This window comes from Leptospira haakeii, assembly GCF_002812045.1.
In the GTDB taxonomy this organism is placed as follows: domain Bacteria; phylum Spirochaetota; class Leptospiria; order Leptospirales; family Leptospiraceae; genus Leptospira_B; species Leptospira_B haakeii.
In genome coordinates, this window is record NZ_NPEG01000012.1 from 104,038 (window position 1) to 124,015 (window position 19,978).

A 19,978-nucleotide genomic window follows, 5' to 3' on the forward strand; every position below is an offset into this window, starting at 1 on the left:
TGCGAAAGAAGTCCTAGAATTGGAAATACAAGAAAGGCGCGCTTACAGTTACACTATATAAGATAAAACAGATAGAGATTAGAATTCCAGAGATGCCATAGACCCAAACTCGATTTTCGAAAAGTTTTTTGGCCCAAGGAGTTTCTTTCTCCATCAGATAATCGCCGAGCATTAGAATAAACACCGTAGAAAGAACGGATAACGGTACCGGTAAGAAGTCACCTTCTACTCCGGAGAACATTCTGCTTACCATTGCCCAACCTACTTGGACACTATTTCCAATTCCTTCGACAGGTCTTGCTCGGAAGAAATACATGGAAATTCCAAAGATGGTGAATGGATAAGCTACTTTGATGGTACTTGGGATCTTATCCCAATAATTTTTGATACGTTCGAAGGAAAATGCGAATCTTTCGATGACCATTAAACTTGCATGAACAAATCCCCAGACTACAAAATTCCAATCCGCTCCATGCCAGATCCCGCTTACAAATGTAGTAAGGAATAAGTTGATATAAGTTCTGGAGACCCCTTTTTTATTCCCGCCTAAGAAGATATATACGTATTCCTTCAACCAAGAGCTGAATGATATATGCCAACGTCTCCAGAATTCCGATACTGTTTGGGAAAGGAAAGGTTGTCTAAAGTTGATCGGGATGTGGAAGCCCATGATCCTTCCCGTTCCGATAGCTACATCCGAATATCCGGAGAAGTCGCAATACATTTGTATGATGTATAAGGAACCTGTAACCGCTAAAGAGAACCAACCATAATGAAGTGGATCCGCAAATACCGGATCAATTACTGCTGCAATTGGATCTGCTACGAATGTTTTTTTGAAAAGTCCCCAGGCAAGTTGTCTGATCCCCGGTAATAAATTTTCTTTTTTGAATGTATACGTGTCCAGAAATTGGTGGAGCATGTCTTGGGCACGAATGATCGGTCCTGCTACCAACTGCGGGAAAAAACTTAAAAATAATCCGAACTGAAATAAACTTTCCGCTCTTTTTACTTTTTTATGATATACGTCCACCGCATAAGCAATCGCCTGAAGGGTAAAAAATGAAATCCCCATCGGCAGAAGGATCCCGGAAGGATACGCATAATATGGTTCGCATGGGACCAGTCCAAGGATCGTATTCCAAACAGTGAAAGAGAAGTCCAGATACTTGAAGAAGTAAAGCAAAGACAGGTTTCCCCAGATAGCTATATTCAGGAAAAATAATTTTCCAAACCTGGACTCAGACTTATCCATCCAAAGTGTACAAAAATACGTGATCCCAATGGAATAGATCAGCAATAGGATGAATGGAACCCTGAAAACTGCGTAAAAATATAAGCTAGTAACTAATAACCAAAGTTTTTGGAATCTGGAAGGAACCAGAAAATAAACTAAGATGACTATGGGTGCAAAAAATAAATAATGAAGGGAATTAAAGAGCAAGGTCTGTCTCCTTCAATTTGGCTTTAAGAGATTCCGCTGCCCAAATATTTCCTCTTTTCGTAAAATGCCCATCTTCCGGGATATAATGATCTAAAATCCCGAATTTTTTGCCGTTCTGATCAAAACCGCACATCGATCCAGTTTCCTTTTTGAAACGTAAAACTTTTACTCCACGTTTTTCGAAAAATGCGGAGGCACGGGTTGCGTAATTTTCTAATGGATGGTATTTTCCATTATTATAACAATAGATCTCTTCTATTTGGATAGGCAGAATCACCGGAACCAACTTAAATCCCCTTTCCTTTGCAAGATCTATCATCTTTTGATAATATTCTTGAGTGAGTTCAGGTAAAACCGGAAGAGTTTCTGGAGAAGGAGGAGAATCCACACAAGAAACATGAGAAGGAACCGGTTCAGGACACATCGCTCCAAATACTGCTGAAGTTGGAGTTATATCTGAATCACAATTTGGCTTTTTAACGGTTCTGAAAAAAGAAGACTCAAAATAAGAAACTAGATTTCCTGAAACTTGCTTTGGCTCGGCAGGAATTTCATCTCCGTCCAGTAAGCGGCATCTATAAAATCCAACCGAATCCAATTCTTTACAAACGGAAAGTTTAGTGACTGCAAATGTAACTTGGATCTGCTCATAAGCCAGTTTTAGAGCCTGGAGTGTATAAGAAATCCTTGTTAAAATAAATTGTAATTTAAAGTTCCGAGCGTAGTTCGGATCTTTTTCTCGGATCGCATCCGTTTGGTCGTCTGGCAAAATTCCTTTTTTTGCAAGAACTTCCGGCATATCGAAATCGTTCGGAGAAATAAAAAATAGTATTTCTTTTACATTGTCCAATTTGGAAGAAATATCTTTGAGTCTGTAATAGGAACCTCTGGATCCGTAGGCATCTACTCCTAGGTTTAAAGCCTGCCTTACTTCTCCCTTTAATTCTATTCCGTCCAAAAGTTGGCAAAATGTATCCGAGTCGCCCACTCCGAATCCCATCACCAAACTATCTCCTAAACATAGAAGTTTCGGTTTTCCCGGGATGGGCTCTTCTTTTCCACGAAGACCTAGAGAGTTGATACTGAATTGGCCTTCCCATTTTCCGGCAAAATGGCTGATATATTTGGATTGGCCAGGCTCAAGAGCCACGTAATAATCCGGATGAAAACTGTGGATGAGTTTAAGATCCCTATAGTATTGAAGAGAAGGACTGCGTAATAGAACCAAACCGGCTTCGGTTCCGAGGAAGATTAGGATCAAAAAAACTAGGCCGAAAAACGATTTTTTGGCGAAATCCATGAATACTGGATAGCATTTGGATTCCTACCCGGATGACAAGACAATTCATCTAGGAAAGGGACTGTTGGAATTCCGACTCTTTCTTCTCGAAAAAAAAGATCTACTTTACAATTCCCCAGTCTAAAAATAAAATCAATTTAGAATCATTCTAAATCATTAGAGGAAATGAGATGCCCCATAAAGTAGTCATCATTGGATCCGGTCCTGCGGGTCATACTGCTGCAATTTACGCAGCAAGAGCGAATTTAAACCCTGTTATGTACGAAGGATTTATGGCGGGCGGAATCGCTGCAGGCGGACAGCTCACCACAACCACTGAGGTGGAAAATTTCCCAGGTTTTCCGGAAGGGATCGATGGGACCCAACTTACTAATTTGTTCCGTGCTCAGTCCGAAAAATATGGCACTAAAATTATCACACAAACAATTACCAAAGTGGACTTTTCTAAAAGACCATTTCGTATTTGGTCCGATGACGAACTGATCGAAGCAGAGACTGTAATCATCGCAACAGGTGCAACCGCGAAAAGAATGTTTATCCCTGGTGAAGATTCTTATTGGCAAAAAGGAATTTCTGCCTGTGCAGTTTGTGATGGGGCGCTTCCAATTTACAGAAACAAAGAACTAGCTGTTGTAGGTGGTGGAGATTCCGCAGTAGAAGAAGCGGCTCACTTAACCAAATTTGCATCCAAAGTTTATTTGATCCACAGAAGAGATTCTTTAAGAGCTTCTAAGATCATGCAGAAGAGAGCAACCACTCATCCTAAGATAGAAATTATTTGGAATACTGCTGTAGAAGGCGCACAAGGAAATGGAAGCCAACTCACTTCCCTTTCAGTAAAAGAACTTACTACAGGAAAAACGAAAGAACTTGCTGTGGGTGGTTTATTCTACGCGATCGGCCATAAACCAAATACCGAAATTTTTGAAGGCCAATTAGATCTGGACGAAACAGGTTATATCAAAACTGTTCCAGGCACAACTCGCACGAGTGTAGATGGTGTGTTTGCTGCTGGAGATGTTCAAGATAAAACATATCGCCAAGCGATTACCGCCGCGGGTTCTGGATGTATGGCTGCTCTCGAAGCAGAAAGATGGTTAGAAGCTCAGGAAGAGTAATACGAAAGGGATACGTTTCGAGTAAAACGAAGAGTCGTCCAGTTATGGGCGCTCTATCATCTGACCTCTTTTTTGAAGAGTATCATAAATATATAATGTAGGAAGATTCGGCTTCTTTTTACCGGGGCCGGACTCTTCTTCTCTTTTTACGATCATCACTAATTTGTTTTCCGGAGTATCCGGCAGGATTTTTTCCAGATAGAATTTTTTGGGAAGAATAGGAAGTAATTCGTCATAGTTCGGATCGTATACAAAAACCTTTTTGGAATCCTTTTGATTTAGATACCCGTCTTTGTTGGTATCTTCCGGCATTCCAACGATCACAAATTTTTTTCCAGTTTTTAAACCTAAGAACACATCCTCTGAAACTTCTTGTGTTTCAGGATCGGAGCTCGACTTTTCAGGTTCCGCTCCATAAAAATAATCCCAGATATATACACTTTTATTAAATACTTTACGGTTTCTTCCTGTTTGAAGGTCTACGAATACAAGGTTTTGAGCATGATTTAGTGTTTTGCGGGGACCGAAGTTTTCTCTGTCCCTATTTAAGCCCAATGGGTAATATAAAAATTTTCCCCAAACTACGGCCGAATGTTCCACTAGATCATCATCCGGTTCCACATATACAGTCTGGATGCTGTTAGACGGATGTTTTGCGAGCTCGATCCCTCGGTCGTATACGAACCAACTTTTTAAAAGGGTAAATACGATCAGGATGATTATGATCCCGATCACAAAATATACGGAGAGACGCAGCTTTTCCATAGAACGGATCTAAACAATCCGTTCTTATGCCTTAGGGGTCAATCTTCTTTCTTTCCAAAACTCCGGTTCTGATAGGAACTACTAATGCGGAAGAGATCTCACCTGTGTCTTCTCTTAACACTGTAAGAGGATTATAAGTATCCACTACGATCTTTCCATCTACTAAGAAATTGTATTGGTATTCACCAGGCTTTAACTTCTTTACTACCCTAAAGGTTCCATTCCTTTCTTTGATCAAAAAATCGGATTCCGGATCCCAATGATTAAAATCTCCGATCAGACTTACTGATTCTGCTTGGGGTTGATAAATTCTGAATTCAACGGTTCTAAATTCTTTTTCTTCGTAAGGAGAATCTTCTAAAACCCTGGTGCTTGTTTGTTTATTGGGTCCACCTTCTCTAAAAGCAATCCTAGATACTAAAGAACCTTCTCCATCTTCTACAGTATCCGGATTTTCAGGATCATGTGTGAATATGCCGTCTACTTTGAACTTGTATTCATAGGCAGGTTTTGCTTCATAGAGTTGGTCTCCGTGGATATCCACTACTCCATAAAAAATTCCCTTATCATTCTTCTGCAAGGAAACACATTGCCAATGACTGAATTCTCCACAAACGCTTACCTCATCGTTTGCAAGCCCTTCGTAACTGAACAAAACTCCACGATTTAATAGTTTTCCGGTTTTTAAAGCGGAGAACGTATCCACAAATCGGATGAATCTAGGCGGGACAGCCTTTCTCAAATTTTCCAATTGCCAGAAATAATAAATTTTTTCTTCGGGAAGGGCTTCTTCTCCTTCCTCATAATCCACCGACCGGAAGGCTCCGATCCAATCTTCCGCCTCTTCCGCAGCAAGGGCGAAGGTCAATATCAAGGTAAGTAAGGCAATCGCCTTGGCTTTATGCACCATAAACCGATTGTCGTAGGTTTTCCCGGAAACCCTAAGCGTATTTCCGGGGCCTGTGCTAGATCCGACATAAGGAAAAAATCTTTGCTCTTTCCGAGACCAGCCGATACTATTGGAAGGACTTTATGGCTGATTATTCAGAACAGGAACTGGAGCAGATCCGCTCCATCTTGGATCCGTTAAACAAGAATCCGGAATCCTCCGAAGATTTGAATCCTATGCTTTCCTCCTTCCGCGAGAAGATGGGATACGGCGTTCCTATATCTATCGGGGACGATGATGAGGACCAACCGGAAGAAGGATCCGAAGAAAGTTTCGATCTAGGCGATGAGGACGAAGCTCCTACACCTATCCAAAAGCCAAAGCCATTATCTTTCTCTGAAGACGATGATATCGATCTTGATGAATTATTAACTGAGCCTTCCCAAGGGGGCGAACCTAGTGCAGATGCGGGAGAAGATCCTTTTGGTGGATTTGACGAAGCTCCTACAGCATCCGACGATTTTGGTGATTTCGGAAGCCCAGAGCCAGAATCAGACCCATTTGCGGGCTCAGGCCTAGATGATTTTGGAACTCCAGAAGAACCTGCAGCAGAACTTGAAGATTTCGGGGCTCCTACAAGTGAAGAAGATCCATTTGGCGGATTCGATTCTGCTCCTGATCTAGATACTCCTTTTGAAACTTCACCTACCGAAGACTTCGGTTCTACTCCTAGTGCCGATCCATTTGCGGATTCTGATCTTGGAATGGACGATTTCGGTACAACACCTAGCTCAGATTCGGATGATCCGTTCGCAGGTATGGGCGGAGATGAACCTGGAGGTTCCGGTCTAGAAGACTTCGATTCTCCTGCTTCTTCCGGAGGAGACGATCCATTTGCAGCATTTGATGCTTCCGGAATGGAAGATACTCCAGGAGATGAATTTGGTCTGGAAGAAGGTGACCCATTCGGCGCCTCCCCTACATCCAGTGATTCTGATTTTGGAGACTTAGGTGGTTTCGATTCGGAACCATCCGACTCTGGAGATTTTGGCGGAAATGATTTTGCCGAAGCTCCTACAGATTCAGACCCATTTGCAGACTTCGCCCCTGTTTCAGGTGGAGACCACGATCCATTCTCAGATCTTTCCAGCGCAACTTCTGTTCCAGAATCGGATCCATTCGCTGATTTTGCTGCAGAACCTGCTTCCCAAATGGAAATGGAATCCGTTCCGGAATCTTCCGATTTTACAAGTTTCTCCCCTGACTTGGATTCAGATTCAGGAGACGAGGATCTAGGAGCAGCCGCTTTTGAAGAAGACTTACGTTCTTTAGGCGGAGAAGATAAGGACGAGATAGATAAGTCCCTCACAGACGAAGAACTCGCAATCATTCAAAGGGAAATACTTCGTTACCCTCCTCTTTTACGCAGAACTGTTATAGAGTCGATAGTCCAAGACCGCCTTTCTAAAAAGGCCCAAAGAGATCTATTAGAACTTATTAAAATAGAAAGTAGCCCGGAGGATATTGCTGCATTCTTATCATCCGCATTAGGAGTTACAGTTGCTCTTACGGATAGAAGTGGAGCTTACTCCGCAGATGGTGTGCCTATCATTTCTTCTGACCCTATCTATACAAGAGAAGGTGTATTAGAAAGAAGGAAGAAGATCCGCAGGACTTTCTTCGCCGCTGCCGCAGCGCTTTTAATCGGATTTGGAAGTTATTTCACTTACAAACATATCATTCTTCCTAGACAGGCCGCTCAAAACTATGAAGCAGGTTTGGAACAGATACGTGAGCTGGGAGCCAAAAGATTCGCGGGAACTTTGGGCGAGGAAGATAGAAAAAAATATCTGATCAGTATAGAAGATTCATATGATAAAGGATTCGATATTGATCCTTATAATCTGAAATACATGAACCTATACGGAGTGGAATACAGCCGCGCGGGAGAATACGAACTTTCCTTCCAAAAATTATTCGGTAAGATAGAGCCGGATCTAGGAATGGGAACATTAGATTCTTGGAATAAAAGAGAACAATCTCCAATGGTTCGATTGGCCCAAGGAGAATCTTGGAATGATAAAAAACTAAAAACCAGCGCGGTTATAAACAAAGGAATAGAAGGGATCAAATTCCTTTTAGACCAAGAAAAAACGTCTAGAAAGGTTTTGATCGCAGGAGCGTTCCTGGCAATGAGACTGAAAGAAAAGACTCATGATAATCAAACTTACAGAAACCTAGGTTGGTTCCATTCTCAGATTATGCCTGATTTTGCAGAGCCGGCAGAAGGCAAAAAAGGAAGATATAAAAACGACGCGTTAGCAGTTGATTATTATTCCAAGGTATTCACTGACGGAGAAAGTCCTTATGATGAGGATTCCACCGCAGGTATTGCTAAAATATATTATAATAGAAGAGAATTCGGAAAAGCAGCGTCATTTTACAATCGAATTGTAGAGGCAAATCCTAAAAGTATCCCTGGCCAAGCCGGACTAGTTTCTACTTATTTGGAAATGTGGAAAGAAAGTGGGGATCCTCAATTCGTCTTAAATCACCATCGTCTGCTTAGGAATAATCTAGACATGGAGTCAGAACTCCCCTTCTATACTCTTGCAAAGTTAGCTTCCTTTTATGCTGCAATCGATCCGGAAGAACTTAGGATTAAATATAATATCAATCCTGTAGACCAAGTTTCCGGAATAGAGATAGAAGAAAGTGCGATCCGTCTTTTGGATACTATATACAGAAAGTCCATGGAAGATGAAAGGACTGGAGTTGAGATAGAAGGAAAAGATTACGCAGAAGGATATTACCAACGCGGGCAATATTATCTTTCTCAAAAAGAAAATAGTAATGCGAGAAGGTTCTTCGAAAAAGCAGCTACTTTAGATCCAAAACATTGGCTAGCAGTTCTGGAACTTGCAGAACATTCAATCCGTGTAGGAAATTTTGAAGAGGCAAAAGATCTTTTAAAAGAAGCAGAATCTCGTTATGAAAATAGCGAGCGTTGGTTCGGCTCTAAAGACGAAGACGAAACCTTATTCGAAGGAAATCCTGCTCGTATCCACTTTGATTTAGGAAAGATCAGATATCTATTGTCTGCAGGACTTTCCGACAAAGATTCCCTAAAAGAATTTCCCGGAAGAAAAATTTATCCATTCCGCTCCCGCTCCGAATCAGACGGGAAAAGCCTTTCTGTCTTAAAAGAAGAGGAAGAAAAAAGAAACCGCAGGAATGAACTTAGAAACTCACTACAAGAATTCGCAAAAGTGGATTCGGAAGAACCTAAATTTGATCTTATCCGTAAATGGAGAAGAGAACTTCCTCAGTCTATGCTAAGAGAAATGAAATTTTTCAAAGGCTGGGTGGAGTATATGGATTCAGACTTTGACAAGTCTTTAGCGGATTGGACAGGTTTCGAAGACAAGGACGAATATTATAATCCTACTCTTCTAATGGCAAAAGGAAACGCATTCTTCTATACCGGTCAGACTAAAACTGCTCTTGGGTATTTCCTAAGAGTAAAAGATGATATGGAAGAAAAACTTCCTCAAATGAGTTCTCCTAAAACGGAAGATCCATATCACCAAGAAGTTTATCAAACTCTGACTGCTGCTTATAATAATATTGGCGCTTGTTACGAGACTCTTTCTAAAAAAGTAAATGTACAAGAATCTGAGAACTATACGGCTCAGGCTCTACAGAATTATTGGAAGGCGATCGAAACTGCACGTAAGATTAATGAAGCCAGTGAAATTTCACTTTCTAATAAAGATCTATTATTCAAAAAAGAAGCTCTTAAACGAGAGCCTCTATTAGAAGATTGGGTCTCGCCGACTTTAGATTCAATCAAAGACTTGGTACGTAAGTAAATTACTTCTTCTTTTTTACAAAAAGAGATTTAATAGCAACTACGATAAAAAATCCGAACATTCTACTTAGGCGAATTAATCTCCAAGGGCGAACCATAATTCTCCAAAGCCAAGTTAATCCCTTGAGTTTGAAAACATTCGGAGCCTTTTTTACTTTTCCGGAAAGAATGTCCATTGCCGGGCCGACTCCGATCACTACTGCGTGACCGAAAAATGCGGTATTATTCTCTACCCAGATCTCTTGGTCCGGAAAATCCATTGCAAGAAATATAATATTCGGGCTGGTCTTACGAATAGATTCTTTAACAAGCAACTCACGTTGAGTGTTTAAGTATCCCGCATGACGTCCTACAATACGGACTCCAGGAAAATGTCTGGAAAGATTAAAATAAACTTTTTCGACGATCTCTTCCTTTCCACCTAAAAGAAAAATGGAATAATTTCTGAGCTCGCATAAACGGACTAAGTCCATCATTAGTGCGATTGTTGGGATTCTTTCTTTTAATTCCCCGCCTAATTTTTTAGCGGCCCATTGTAGACCTGCGCCTTCCGCTAAAATTAAGCTAGCTTTTTGCGCGATCCTATGCAACTTCTTCCCTTTGCGAAGAGCCATAGTCTTGATCGGATCTAAAAGAAGAACATGATGGAATTTATCCTTCTCTTCCATGAGATGATAAATTTTTGCCACTGCCTCGTCTAGGCTGGCGTTGTCAAAAGGCACACCTAGAATGGGAGCCTTTTCTAAATCGTCCACATTCAGGGTCTGATAATCTAGTAAGTAGTCGCGATCATCCTTTGCAGATAGATGGCGTATTTCCCCTGGCTGTTTCATAGGGATCATCTTATTGGACATAATTTGGGAGTCAATTGAAACTTAAGGTTCCAAACCTCCAAAATTAGGAAGAAGTGAATTACCAGTCCTAAGTCCTTTACGGATTCTTCATCTCCTTAAGGATACGAATACATTCATAAAAGGAATCCTTTTCAGATGCGGAAGCAATCATTGCGTAAGATAATGGGCCTAGCTCAGATAACTGGATGATCTGTTTAGGACCAATCCCTCCGATCGGAGTGACAGGTATTTTAGCAATTTGTAAGGCTTTTTGTAGGCCAGAAAGACCTACAGGAATATCTTCCGTGTCTTTGGAACTTGTAGCGTAAACCGGCCCAAGCCCGGTATAATCCCAGACTCCTGGCTCCAGCCCAACAATATCTTCCGAATTATGACAGGAAGTGCCCAGGTATAATCCGCTAGAGCGGACCTTCTTCTTATCTTCTAAGGAAAGAGAAGCATAATCTTCTTTTCCAATATGGAGTCCAAAACATCTCCATTCCAAGGCTTCTTTCCAATAATCATTCAGTATGATCGGAAAATCGGGAAAGGCATCTATCAGACTTTTATAAACCTTTCTTAATGTTTCGGGAGTCTCTTTTTTTGCACGTATTTGATAGAATGGGATCCATTCTCTTTGATAATTCCAAAGTTCCACAATACGGACCGGGTCCTTGGAAAATTTGGAACAATATTCTAGATCTAGGATTGGATAAATACCAGGGGTTTTCCAGATACTATGTCTGGGTCTAAGTGGGAATTCCAAAAACGATTCAACCCCCTCCTACAAATTTCAGGATCTCTATTTTATCCCCTTCTTCTAAGGAAGAATTCTTCCAATGGTCCCTTTTTAGGATCTCTCCATTTCTCTGGATCGCTACCGTTTCCGGTTTCAATTTTAAGGATTCTAATAGGGAAAATAAATCCGGAGAAGAAAGTTCCCGGAGAGAGAATTCCTTACCGTTTACGATCATTCCATGCACCTCGGTCTAGATACTTCATTCCTTCTGATTCTCCGCTAACGTCGAATGTTTTTTAGTTTACCGTTCTGTCCCGGCCGAAAACGATTTACTTATATGACCCGATTTCTCCCGTTTTTACTAGCAATCGCACTCCTAGGTATTTTATCTTGTAATACCGGAGAGAGAGATATCAAGGGAAATGCTCTGGCAACTTTCTATGCAAACTGCACAGGCGGGTCTTATCCTTCCTGTAAGAGTGCTTGCGAAAATAAATACGGCACAACGGTCACTACGACAAATTTGGCTGCTTTGAATTCATGCCTTTCTTCTTGTAATACAAGCTGTAATATTTCTACATTTTGTTTCCAATTGTCCCAAAGTTGCAAAAGTGACTGTGATAATTATCTGAATACTTGTGTTTTGATTTTAGGCGCGAGTGGATTCGGCCAATAATTAATACAAATTTCCTAACCTAAATAAAGAGGCCGCAAAAATTCCAGCGGTCTCTATTCTCAAAATAGATTCTCCCACATTCACAGATAAAATCCCAAACTGAGAGATCAGTTCTAATTCCTCCTTTCTAAATCCGCCTTCCGGTCCTATCAAAACCGTTTTGTTTTGAATGTTCTCAGGAGTGATCCGTATCGAAGATCTTGGATCAAAAAGTAAAAGTTCTTCTTTGGCAGACTTAGACTCTTCTAAAAATTTAGAAAGAGAGATCGGTCCTTTGATCTCAGGCAAAAAATCTTGGTTAGACTGAGAAGAAGCCTCCGCAGCCACTTTCAAAAGTCTTTCCGAATTTAAATCCTTTCTATCCGATTGAGAAAATACTAAAAATATAAATTCAGTGATCCCAAGCTCTGTTCCTTTTTGGATCAACCATTCCAATCTGTTGCCTTTAGGAATTGCAGTTGCGATCTTCGCTTTAGTTTTAGGTTTTTCTTTTTTTTCAGTACCGATCAGATTTCCGATTTTAGAAGAAGAAGGTACACTATAAGTAAAACTTGCTCCCTCTCCGTCTTTGATGATCACTATTTTCTCTTCTGAAAAAACCCGAAATGCTTTTAGATGAGAGATCTCTTCTCCTTCTAATTTCAATTCGGGAGAAGAAGAATATCCTGGCCTAAAAAAAACGATCTCTTCAGACGACATTATAGTCTGTTTAGATTATCCAGTTCGAATAAAGAAGGATCCGGTTTTACATCTCTGTCGACTTCAGTATATTCCAATACGCTGATAGCACCTGTATTCAGATCCAACATTTCCAATCTGCTGACTATATCTTCTTTTGTGACCTTCTGTTTTGCTTTTACCTTAACGGGACCGTACTTTATATTCATAGTTTTATAAAGTACCCCGTCCTTATCATGGAAATCCAAACGAGTAGGTCTCAACGTATCCGGTTCCAAAAGTAGGATCAATTTGGAATAAAAATATGGGACGATTGGTCGAAGCGCTACACGTTTCATCTTCTTTCCCGCAATATCCAAATCACTTTGTACGATTGGATTATAATTTGCTTGGTAAGAAGTTCCTGCTAGATCCACGAAACTGAATCCAGTATTCAAATGGTTTTCGTATTTTTCTTCGTCGTTCTTTTTGAAAATTTTTCTGGAAAGTGCATTGAAGGCGAAGATCAATTCTCCGTCTTCTTTAAATAAGATCTTATATTCTAGACCACGGCCTTTACTTTCGAATAGGGAGAGTGAATCTTCTCCCTTTCTGAAAATGCTCATGTCCCAAGTCCAAGAATCTCCGGTCTTTTTAATTAGGATCAGATTTGCTTTTACTAAACCGTCCGCCTTCAAGAGTGCCTGGTCTAGTCTTGCGACTAGTTCCTGGGCAACTCTTGCTTTATCCGGTGGAGTTTGCGCATGAGAAATTTCCCCACCCGTTAAAATCGGGAATATTAGGATGATCGAAATAAGATGGAACTTTCTCAAAACCTTTCCTTCCCGACAAATCCAAAGGATCTGTTAATTACTCTGCTCTTAAACTAGGTGCACTATAAGAGTAAAGACTATGAACAGAACCTTGGGCTTGAGCGGATTCACTCCTTCTCTCGAATCTGAGCTTTCCTTCTCGGAGTCCTTTATGTAAATCTTGGACGGAACGGAATCCCATATCCTGAAAAGAAAGTCGTAATCCTAAACTTAAATATGGAATAAAGTTCAGAATTGAACCTCTATCCACTACGGAACCGCTGACTCCCTGAGCCACTTTTACCTTTTGGCCCTCGTTAAAATAACGTTTGTCTCCGCCCGCTTTCATGGCCTCTATACTTGCCATTCCCCGGTATTTCTTGAGACGTATTCCATTTTCATAAAAATACTCTCCAGGTGCCTCGGATGTTCCTGCGAACATAAATCCCATCATACATGCAGATGCTCCAATTGCCAAAGCATTTGCGATATCCCCAATATTGGAAATTCCACCATCTGCAATAACAGGAACGTCATATTTTGCCGCATGGGCCGCAGTTTGGTACACCGCAGTTGCCTGGGCTCTTCCCACAGCCATGGTATCTTGGGTGATACAGATGGAACCAGGTCCCATTCCGATCCTAAGTCCGTCTGCTCCTGCACCGATCAGATTTTCGGCTTGGCCACGAGTGACCACGTTACCGCCGATCACTTCTAGGTTTTTGAAATTAGATTTAATGAATTGGAGCATCTCGATCTGGTAGATTGAGTTTCCTTGAGCAGAATCGATGATGATCACATCCACTCCTGCCTCATATAATGCAGCGACCCTGTCCCTGGATTCAGGTAAGGTAGAAACTGCAGCACCACATCTGAGCCTTTTGTTCTCATCCTTAGAAGAATCAGGGAATTCCTTATTCTTTTTCAGGTCGGAACGACTCACTAGAGAGACAAGTTTTCCGTCCTTGTCAATGATCGGAAGTTTTCCGATCTTTTCTTTTTTGATGATATCGTTTGCTTCTTTTAAAGTGATCCCTGCTTTTCCGGTAATCACGTCAGTGGTCATTACTTTTTCCACCGGGATAGAACGATCTCTTTCGAAATCTATATCTCTATTAGTTACAATCCCAACCAGTTTAGAATTTCTGGTTCCATCTGCGGTGATTGGAATTCCTGTGAATCCTAAAGTTTCTTTGATCCTGTCCAAATCATGGATTGTATTTTTTGGTCCAAGAACAACCGGGTCGGAAATGAAACCGTTTTCAAAACGTTTCACTTTGCTGACTTCAGCAACCTGCTCTTCTACAGAATTATTATAATGAATAATTCCAATCCCTCCCATAAGGGCCTGTGCGATAGCCATGGAGGACTCAGTCACAGTGTCCATTGGGGAACTCACGAATGGTCTTTTGAGTTTGATCTTTTTTGTTAATCTAGTCTCTAGTTCTACGTCAGATGGATTGAAATCGATAAAACCGGGCAGGACTAAAAAGTCCCGATAGGTAAGCCCGATTTGCATGCTGAAAAGTTCTTCGCCGGATAGGCCGTCTAAAAATTGGGAGTCTCGGTAAGATTGGTTTGACATTAGTGTACCTTACCTATTACATCAAAACGAAGCCAAAGGCTGGAATCAAGATAATTTTCCGCCGGAATCCGATCACCTTAGGAATTTAATGGAAAAGGTTCAAAGGAAACAAAGAGACAAAGAGTTCATCACAGATCCTGGTAAAAAACTCCATATCATTGGAAAATTTCTACTTAAAACAGATCTACTCGTAAGGGATACGGAAACTCATGAATCCGTTCAACTTCTCTCCGTCAATAAAGACGCCACAAAAATTTTAGTACAAGGTCGGATGGCCGAACAATTTAAGCTAAATGCTCATATTGTTTTGTACAAACTGCTCGCAAGATATGTCGAACTAGAATGCGAGGTTTTAGAAGAGAAACCGAATAATCAGTACATCATGCAGGTGGAGCATGTTTCCATCGCAAGTAGAGAAAGAAAATTCACTAGGATCAAACCTCCGGATGGAAGTGTTTGGATCACTAACCTGCGTACTAGCAGAACCACAATCGACGCAAACTTGTTCAATATCCCTACTTCCGTAAAAGTGAACTTTGCAGATACGGAAAGAACTCTTAAACCTAAGTTCGATATAGTCAAAATAGACGTTTTTAATTCGATCGGGGATAAGTTCGACCTAGTCAAAAAGACAGGTAAAATATTATATATTCCGAATACACAAAAGCCGGATTCCTTTAAATCTTCCGATCCGAGCGGATTTATAGATTATGAACATGAACTTGGTGACGATGATGATGTTCGGAAAAAGATCATAGAATACGCCAACCAAAAGATCAGATCAGAATTAATCGTTCCAGTTATCTATATTAACCATGATGAGCAGGCGATCCCAATCGGATATGTCCATGCTCAAAATAGGACTAGAGAAATAGATATTACGGAAGTGATGGAGATTAAGACCCTCACTTTTGATATGGTAGACCGTATCAGGGAATCCAATACAATTTTAGTAAAAGAAAGATTTGCGGTAATAGATCTTTCGACAGGCGGTTTAAGAGTAAAGATCAATCATCCTGATCTAAACAGCGAACTACCTAGAAGAAAAGGATTCACATTCGATATATTTTTCAAAATGCAATCTCCCATCACTGCTTACGGAGTAGTACGCTCAATCGCAAGAGATACGGATGGGAATTTATATGTAGGACTTTCTTTAGAAGGGAACTCCGCAAGACCCGGGGAGAAAAAACGTTTTATAGACAATGTAAATCGGATGCTTTCTGACTCAGGTGTAAAAGTTGGTTAAATTTGGAAAAAATTTCCAGAAGAAAATATTAATTTTGGCTTAATTGCTTTTCAAAAAGGTATATTATATAGAGAGAAGCGGGTAATCCCTAAGCTTTCTTAGAGTCCCGCTTTCATGGAGGCTCTATGATATACTCTCCAGAAATCAAAACCTTAGATCCTTGCGATGGCAAGATTGTCTGGTCACCAACCAAATCCATTTTATTCATAACATGCATAACCGTTTTTCTTATCTTCGGTTATTCCACCTACTCTCCCATAAATGCCTTTATCTCCTTCTTCCTAACTTTGATCACACTTAGTTTTGGTCATTCAGTAGGATTACATCGAGGCATATTACACGACTCATTTTCTTCTTCTATACATTTAAAAAGAGTTTTACTCTATATAGCTGTTTTGACCGGACTCGGTGGTCCCTTATCTCTTAGATACTTCCATGATCTGCGAGACTGGGCGCAAAGAAGTAAGGCATGCCACCCCTACTTCTGCCATTACGATAATATACTTCAAGATTTTATAATACAAAATAACTTCACTATAAAGATGAATGAACGACAAGTCTTTCGTTATTCCAATAATTATGGAGAAGACAATATCATCCAGTTTTTAGAAAAGACCTGGCTATTACAGCAAATCCCGATCCTCGCGATCTTGGGTTTTATCGGTGGATTAGGAACGATTGTATGGGGAGTATGTGGGAGAATTTCAATCTGCATTATTGGGAATTGGCTTGTAAGTCATTATGCTCATAAAAGCGGAGAATTGATCCGAGTCGTTCCGAATGCATGCACCCAAGGTTATAATGTTCCTTTCATTTCACTTTTGACTATGGGGGAATCTCTTCATAATAATCATCATGCGTTTCCGGAATCTAGTAAATTTTCTCTTCAAAAAGGAGAGTTAGATCCAGGTTGGTGGTGTATCCAATTTTTAAGTTTATTCGGATGGATCAAAACAGCGAATGTCGTCGAGATTAAGAGAGTTTAAGGAAAATCCCACATTCTAACATCTACGAATAGAACATTTCCTTCTTCCATACTTTTTGAATATGTGACTAAGAGTAGATTACTTTCCAGATCGTAGTATGGGTTGCTTGCGATCCAACCGCCGGAAGAATCTTTTGCATTTTTATAAAATTGTTCTAAGAAGTATGGTCGCCAGCTCCAATTCCTTCCTACAAAGGAATCGTCCTCTAACATTCCTGAATCGGAAATCCCAGAATAGTTAGGAGAAAGTTGCCTTCCTTCGTGATTGGTTACATACATCCTAAAAACGGACTTTTCCAAAAGATAAGAATTCCTTAATTTAATGGTCACAATTCCATTGGAAGTATTCACTTCAATACCGGACGATTCTAAACGATCTTCCAGTTCCTTCTCCTTTTTAATACGTCGGAGTAACTGGTATTTTTTATAATTAAAGAATAGTTCATGAAGTTGAGAGAAACGAATACTTAATCCGTTGATATCCATTAACTCAGGCGCCGGTTCCGCAAAATAGAAACCTTGTAAAAACCTAGCCCCATAAGTAAGAGCGTTGTATAACTCTGTTTCAGTTTCCAGACCTTCGAATAAAAGAGAACATCCCAAACTTTCGGCAAGTCTGGATAAAGTGAATAAGATCTCTTGAAAATTTCGAGAAGAAACGGAGCTGCGGATCAAACCCAGGTCTACTTTAATAATATCAGGATGTAATGCTCCTATCCGATCCAGGTTAGAAGATTTGGATCCAAGGTCATCTATCGCCACTAAAAATCCTGATCTTTTATATAGATTGATCAATGGTTTTAGTTGCTCTATTTCTCCGGAAAAATGTTCCTCTACAATCTCGATCACGATCCTTTTAGGATCTAGACCGGAACTTTTTGCAATCTGCAAAGTAAAAGGTTCCTCGTCCGTCTTAGAGGAAAGATAATCCTGCATGAAAGAAGGGGATATATTCAGAAAAAGTTTCGTTTTAGGATCGAGACCTGGAGTATTACTGATCTTCTCCATTGCCTTTTTGCGAACGGTCCTATCTATTTCTAATTTAAAATTTTTGAATTCTTCTCTTTCGGAAACTGAAAAAGAATGAGGTATATCGGCTAAGAAGAATGGACCAAGACTATGGACCACACCTTCTTTATCTATAAAACGAGCTAAAGCCTCGTAACCGAAGATAGAATCTTTTTCTACGGACAGGATGGGCTGGAAGTACGGAACAATCTCACCTTCGGAAAACCATTCCCGCCATTTGGATGCATTCCAAGAAGCTCTTCCTTCACTCATTCTTAACAATAAAATGGAAACCCAGCAGGAAGGATCAAGAATTTAAAATCAAAAGTTCAGATCAAATGATAAAAGAAGAATGAAGACTACTTAAACTAGTAACCGACTCCCAGTCCACAACGGAAATCTTCTGGAATTCCTACCCAAGGAGTTCTTGGCCCAGAATTTTGTATCAAATTTCTATTACCGCCTAAGTTTTCTCGGAGAATTTCCATAAATCTCTCTTTTGTGAAAAGATCTTCTGATTCGGTTAACAATTTCAATCGATCATAGTATACTTTTAGATTCGGATCTTGGATCAGGTTTTGTCCTGAAGTAACGGATTCCAAGTATCCTATAGGAATATTTCGAGTAAAATGCCCAACTCTCCAGTTAGAAACTGATTTCAATTTACTTAATAAAGGATCCGTTAAAGCATTAGAGTCTATAATCTTACGATTTTCACCCGCAAAATAGCCATAAAAGCCTACGTTAATCGTGGAGCATGCCTTGTCTGGGTCCTTGGGCTCTTTTTTATAGTTCCTACCCACTTCTGCCCATCCATGAGTTGGGAATTCTCGGAATTGAAAGGAGCGAAGAAAATTAGTGCTTCCAAAATAAGCACCTTTTTCATCCTGAACCTCTCCATCATTCCTAAGTCTAGAATAGTCTTTTGTAATGTATATATAGGAGTTTTGATTTAACAAGAATAAGGCGACAAAGAATAGAACGGTCACTCTAGGAATATAGGTATTGGAAACTTCCGAAAACAAAAATATACAGGCCACAAATGGAAGGGCAAAAAACCTGCCTGCCATAAAATCTCCGCCTATGGAACATACATACAGAATATAAAGTCCTACGCCTGCAGAAAGAGCTGCCTGAGGAATTTTCTTTTTCCAGAGAAAATAAGGTAAAAATAAAATAACGAAGCTGATCGTAATTGAAGTAAAAATATCCCAGCGAAAACTATTTGTTAAATAGTCGATACCGTACGGCCATAAATGAGAAACAGTAAGATCAGTATTCAATTTTGCATATGCAGTATTCGGAAACAGATATCCGTAATATACCAACGAGAATGCAGACCAAAGAGCAACAGGCAAAAGTCCCAAACTGGCTGCTCCGATAAATTGTCCCCAGGATTTGTTCTCTTTTAACGGTTTATACAAATAAAGAAGGAAAGGAAGCCCTAATAGAACTGTGTCTTGCCTGTTTAGATAGGATAATGAAAGATAAAAAAAGAAAAGGAAAATGTCTCGGAAATCAGCACTTTTTTCAAGATCGAACGCCTTTGATAAAAACAGAACAATCAAAAGAAAAGAAAGGGGGTTTTCCAAACCTGAACTAGAAAAATCAACAAATGCTCTGGAGGTAAGTAATACTAAAAATATCCAAGAGCCGCTATATATATTTCCTTCTCTTTTTCCAAAACGAATAACGAGTAAAGAGACTGTCACACCTACACAGATCCAAGAAAGAATTAAAGAAGAATAATATACCGGAATTTTCCCGAAAGAAAGAAGGATCAAACCGAATAGCCAAAGTGGATGAGTATAAGCCTGGACCCTTTCGTAAGTATTCCATCTAAGACCGGATCCGTTCAGGAAATTTTCCACGGTTCTAAAACTGATATAAGCATCTTCCGTGACCCAAGAATTCATAATCACCACATATACGAATAGAATACAAGAGATCGGAAAAAAGAATTTAGGAAGTGGTTTAAGAAAGAAGGAACGGATCTTTTCTAAGACGGAATTCACAACCTCCAAAGAAACATTCGGAATCTAAGTGT

17 protein-coding genes are annotated in these 19,978 nt (G+C 40.1%); 5 read left to right on the forward strand and 12 right to left on the reverse strand.

Annotated elements, in window-relative coordinates:
* Positions 1 to 13 precede the first annotated feature (13 nt).
* Both CH377_RS15885 and CH377_RS15890 read right to left on the reverse strand, forming a co-directional pair.
* The gene (locus CH377_RS15885; RefSeq protein WP_100724733.1) at positions 14 to 1,444 is read right to left on the reverse strand and encodes an MBOAT family O-acyltransferase; all 1,431 of its coding nucleotides are present in this window, start codon (positions 1,442 to 1,444) and stop codon (positions 14 to 16) included.
* Positions 1,434 to 2,744, reverse strand: a complete 1,311-nt coding sequence (locus CH377_RS15890; RefSeq protein WP_100724734.1) for an LA_2490 family SGNH/GDSL-type esterase — start codon at positions 2,742 to 2,744, stop codon at positions 1,434 to 1,436. Before CH377_RS15890 ends, CH377_RS15885 begins: the two co-directional genes overlap by 11 nt.
* A gap of 170 nt (positions 2,745 to 2,914) precedes the next feature.
* On the opposite strand from CH377_RS15890, the gene trxB reads away from it, so the two are divergent.
* A complete protein-coding gene (gene trxB, locus CH377_RS15895) occupies positions 2,915 to 3,862 on the forward strand; it encodes a thioredoxin-disulfide reductase (RefSeq protein WP_100724735.1) in 948 nt (315 codons plus the stop codon).
* Between the two features lie 42 nt (positions 3,863 to 3,904).
* Here trxB and CH377_RS15900 read toward each other — a convergent pair whose 3' ends face one another.
* Both CH377_RS15900 and CH377_RS15905 read right to left on the reverse strand, forming a co-directional pair.
* Positions 3,905 to 4,627 (reverse strand): hypothetical protein, encoded by a 723-nt coding sequence (locus tag CH377_RS15900; protein WP_100724736.1) that lies wholly within the window; start codon positions 4,625 to 4,627, stop codon positions 3,905 to 3,907.
* Between the two features lie 31 nt (positions 4,628 to 4,658).
* Positions 4,659 to 5,537, reverse strand: coding sequence for an early set domain-containing protein (locus CH377_RS15905; RefSeq protein WP_100724737.1), 879 nt, complete (start codon positions 5,535 to 5,537; stop codon positions 4,659 to 4,661).
* A 122-nt stretch (positions 5,538 to 5,659) separates the two neighbouring features.
* Between CH377_RS15905 and CH377_RS15910 the strand changes: the two genes are divergently transcribed.
* On the forward strand, positions 5,660 to 9,388 hold the full coding sequence (locus CH377_RS15910) for a tetratricopeptide repeat protein (RefSeq protein ID WP_100724738.1): 3,729 nt from the start codon (positions 5,660 to 5,662) through the stop codon (positions 9,386 to 9,388).
* 1 nt (position 9,389) lies between these two features.
* Here the strand turns inward: CH377_RS15910 and CH377_RS15915 are convergent, their stop codons facing one another.
* The 3 genes from CH377_RS15915 to thiS form a co-directional block, all read right to left on the reverse strand.
* Positions 9,390 to 10,220 (reverse strand): WecB/TagA/CpsF family glycosyltransferase, encoded by an 831-nt coding sequence (locus tag CH377_RS15915; RefSeq protein WP_020771613.1) that lies wholly within the window; start codon positions 10,218 to 10,220, stop codon positions 9,390 to 9,392.
* Positions 10,221 to 10,317: 97 nt separating this feature from the next.
* On the reverse strand, positions 10,318 to 10,986 hold the full coding sequence (locus CH377_RS15920) for a thiamine phosphate synthase (RefSeq protein WP_100724739.1): 669 nt from the start codon (positions 10,984 to 10,986) through the stop codon (positions 10,318 to 10,320).
* 7 nt (positions 10,987 to 10,993) lie between these two features.
* Positions 10,994 to 11,194 carry a sulfur carrier protein ThiS gene (thiS, locus tag CH377_RS15925; RefSeq protein ID WP_100724740.1) on the reverse strand — a complete coding sequence of 67 codons (201 nt, stop codon included), beginning with the start codon at positions 11,192 to 11,194 and terminating at the stop codon, positions 10,994 to 10,996.
* A 102-nt stretch (positions 11,195 to 11,296) separates the two neighbouring features.
* Here thiS and CH377_RS15930 point away from each other — a divergent pair, with 102 nt between their 5' ends.
* Entirely contained in the window at positions 11,297 to 11,635 is a 339-nt protein-coding gene (locus CH377_RS15930) for a hypothetical protein (protein ID WP_100724741.1), read from the forward strand.
* Here CH377_RS15930 and CH377_RS15935 read toward each other — a convergent pair whose 3' ends face one another.
* The 3 genes from CH377_RS15935 to guaB form a co-directional block, all read right to left on the reverse strand.
* Positions 11,636 to 12,334: a 16S rRNA (uracil(1498)-N(3))-methyltransferase gene (locus CH377_RS15935; RefSeq protein WP_100724742.1), complete on the reverse strand. Its 699-nt coding sequence runs from the start codon at positions 12,332 to 12,334 to the stop codon at positions 11,636 to 11,638.
* Positions 12,334 to 13,092: an outer membrane lipoprotein-sorting protein gene (locus tag CH377_RS15940; RefSeq protein ID WP_243402087.1), complete on the reverse strand. Its 759-nt coding sequence runs from the start codon at positions 13,090 to 13,092 to the stop codon at positions 12,334 to 12,336. The genes CH377_RS15935 and CH377_RS15940 overlap by 1 nt, the downstream gene beginning before the upstream one ends.
* Before the next feature lie 70 nt (positions 13,093 to 13,162).
* Positions 13,163 to 14,689, reverse strand: coding sequence for an IMP dehydrogenase (guaB, locus tag CH377_RS15945; protein ID WP_100724744.1), 1,527 nt, complete (start codon positions 14,687 to 14,689; stop codon positions 13,163 to 13,165).
* Between the two features lie 88 nt (positions 14,690 to 14,777).
* Between guaB and CH377_RS15950 the strand changes: the two genes are divergently transcribed.
* Together CH377_RS15950 and CH377_RS15955 are read left to right on the forward strand one after the other, a co-directional pair.
* Positions 14,778 to 15,938 (forward strand): DUF1577 domain-containing protein, encoded by a 1,161-nt coding sequence (locus CH377_RS15950; RefSeq protein ID WP_100724745.1) that lies wholly within the window; start codon positions 14,778 to 14,780, stop codon positions 15,936 to 15,938.
* Between the two features lie 125 nt (positions 15,939 to 16,063).
* Complete coding sequence (locus tag CH377_RS15955; RefSeq protein ID WP_100724746.1) at positions 16,064 to 16,924, forward strand: fatty acid desaturase; 861 nt, start codon at positions 16,064 to 16,066, stop codon at positions 16,922 to 16,924.
* Here CH377_RS15955 and CH377_RS15960 read toward each other — a convergent pair.
* The gene (locus CH377_RS15960) at positions 16,921 to 18,204 is read right to left on the reverse strand and encodes an EAL domain-containing protein (protein WP_207797644.1); all 1,284 of its coding nucleotides are present in this window, start codon (positions 18,202 to 18,204) and stop codon (positions 16,921 to 16,923) included. The genes CH377_RS15955 and CH377_RS15960 overlap by 4 nt on opposite strands.
* Positions 18,205 to 18,299: 95 nt before the next feature.
* The gene (locus CH377_RS15965; RefSeq protein WP_243402084.1) at positions 18,300 to 19,946 is read right to left on the reverse strand and encodes a hypothetical protein; all 1,647 of its coding nucleotides are present in this window, start codon (positions 19,944 to 19,946) and stop codon (positions 18,300 to 18,302) included.
* Positions 19,947 to 19,978: the final 32 nt, after the last annotated feature.

Bases quoted from the DNA above. Each gene is read 5' to 3' on its own strand.
- CH377_RS15935 (WP_100724742.1), bottom strand. From the start codon at position 12,334: ATGTCGTCTGAAGAGATCGTTTTTTTTAGGCCAGGATATTCTTCTTCT.
- trxB (WP_100724735.1), top strand. From the start codon at position 2,915: ATGCCCCATAAAGTAGTCATCATTGGATCCGGTCCTGCGGGTCATACT.
- CH377_RS15915 (WP_020771613.1), bottom strand. From the start codon at position 10,220: ATGAAACAGCCAGGGGAAATACGCCATCTATCTGCAAAGGATGATCGC.
- CH377_RS15890 (WP_100724734.1), bottom strand. From the start codon at position 2,744: ATGGATTTCGCCAAAAAATCGTTTTTCGGCCTAGTTTTTTTGATCCTA.
- thiS (WP_100724740.1), bottom strand. From the start codon at position 11,194: ATGATCGTAAACGGTAAGGAATTCTCTCTCCGGGAACTTTCTTCTCCG.
- CH377_RS15910 (WP_100724738.1), top strand. From the start codon at position 5,660: ATGGCTGATTATTCAGAACAGGAACTGGAGCAGATCCGCTCCATCTTG.
- CH377_RS15900 (WP_100724736.1), bottom strand. From the start codon at position 4,627: ATGGAAAAGCTGCGTCTCTCCGTATATTTTGTGATCGGGATCATAATC.
- CH377_RS15955 (WP_100724746.1), top strand. From the start codon at position 16,064: ATGATATACTCTCCAGAAATCAAAACCTTAGATCCTTGCGATGGCAAG.
- CH377_RS15950 (WP_100724745.1), top strand. From the start codon at position 14,778: ATGGAAAAGGTTCAAAGGAAACAAAGAGACAAAGAGTTCATCACAGAT.
- CH377_RS15905 (WP_100724737.1), bottom strand. From the start codon at position 5,537: ATGGTGCATAAAGCCAAGGCGATTGCCTTACTTACCTTGATATTGACC.
- CH377_RS15930 (WP_100724741.1), top strand. From the start codon at position 11,297: ATGACCCGATTTCTCCCGTTTTTACTAGCAATCGCACTCCTAGGTATT.
- guaB (WP_100724744.1), bottom strand. From the start codon at position 14,689: ATGTCAAACCAATCTTACCGAGACTCCCAATTTTTAGACGGCCTATCC.
- CH377_RS15960 (WP_207797644.1), bottom strand. From the start codon at position 18,204: ATGAGTGAAGGAAGAGCTTCTTGGAATGCATCCAAATGGCGGGAATGG.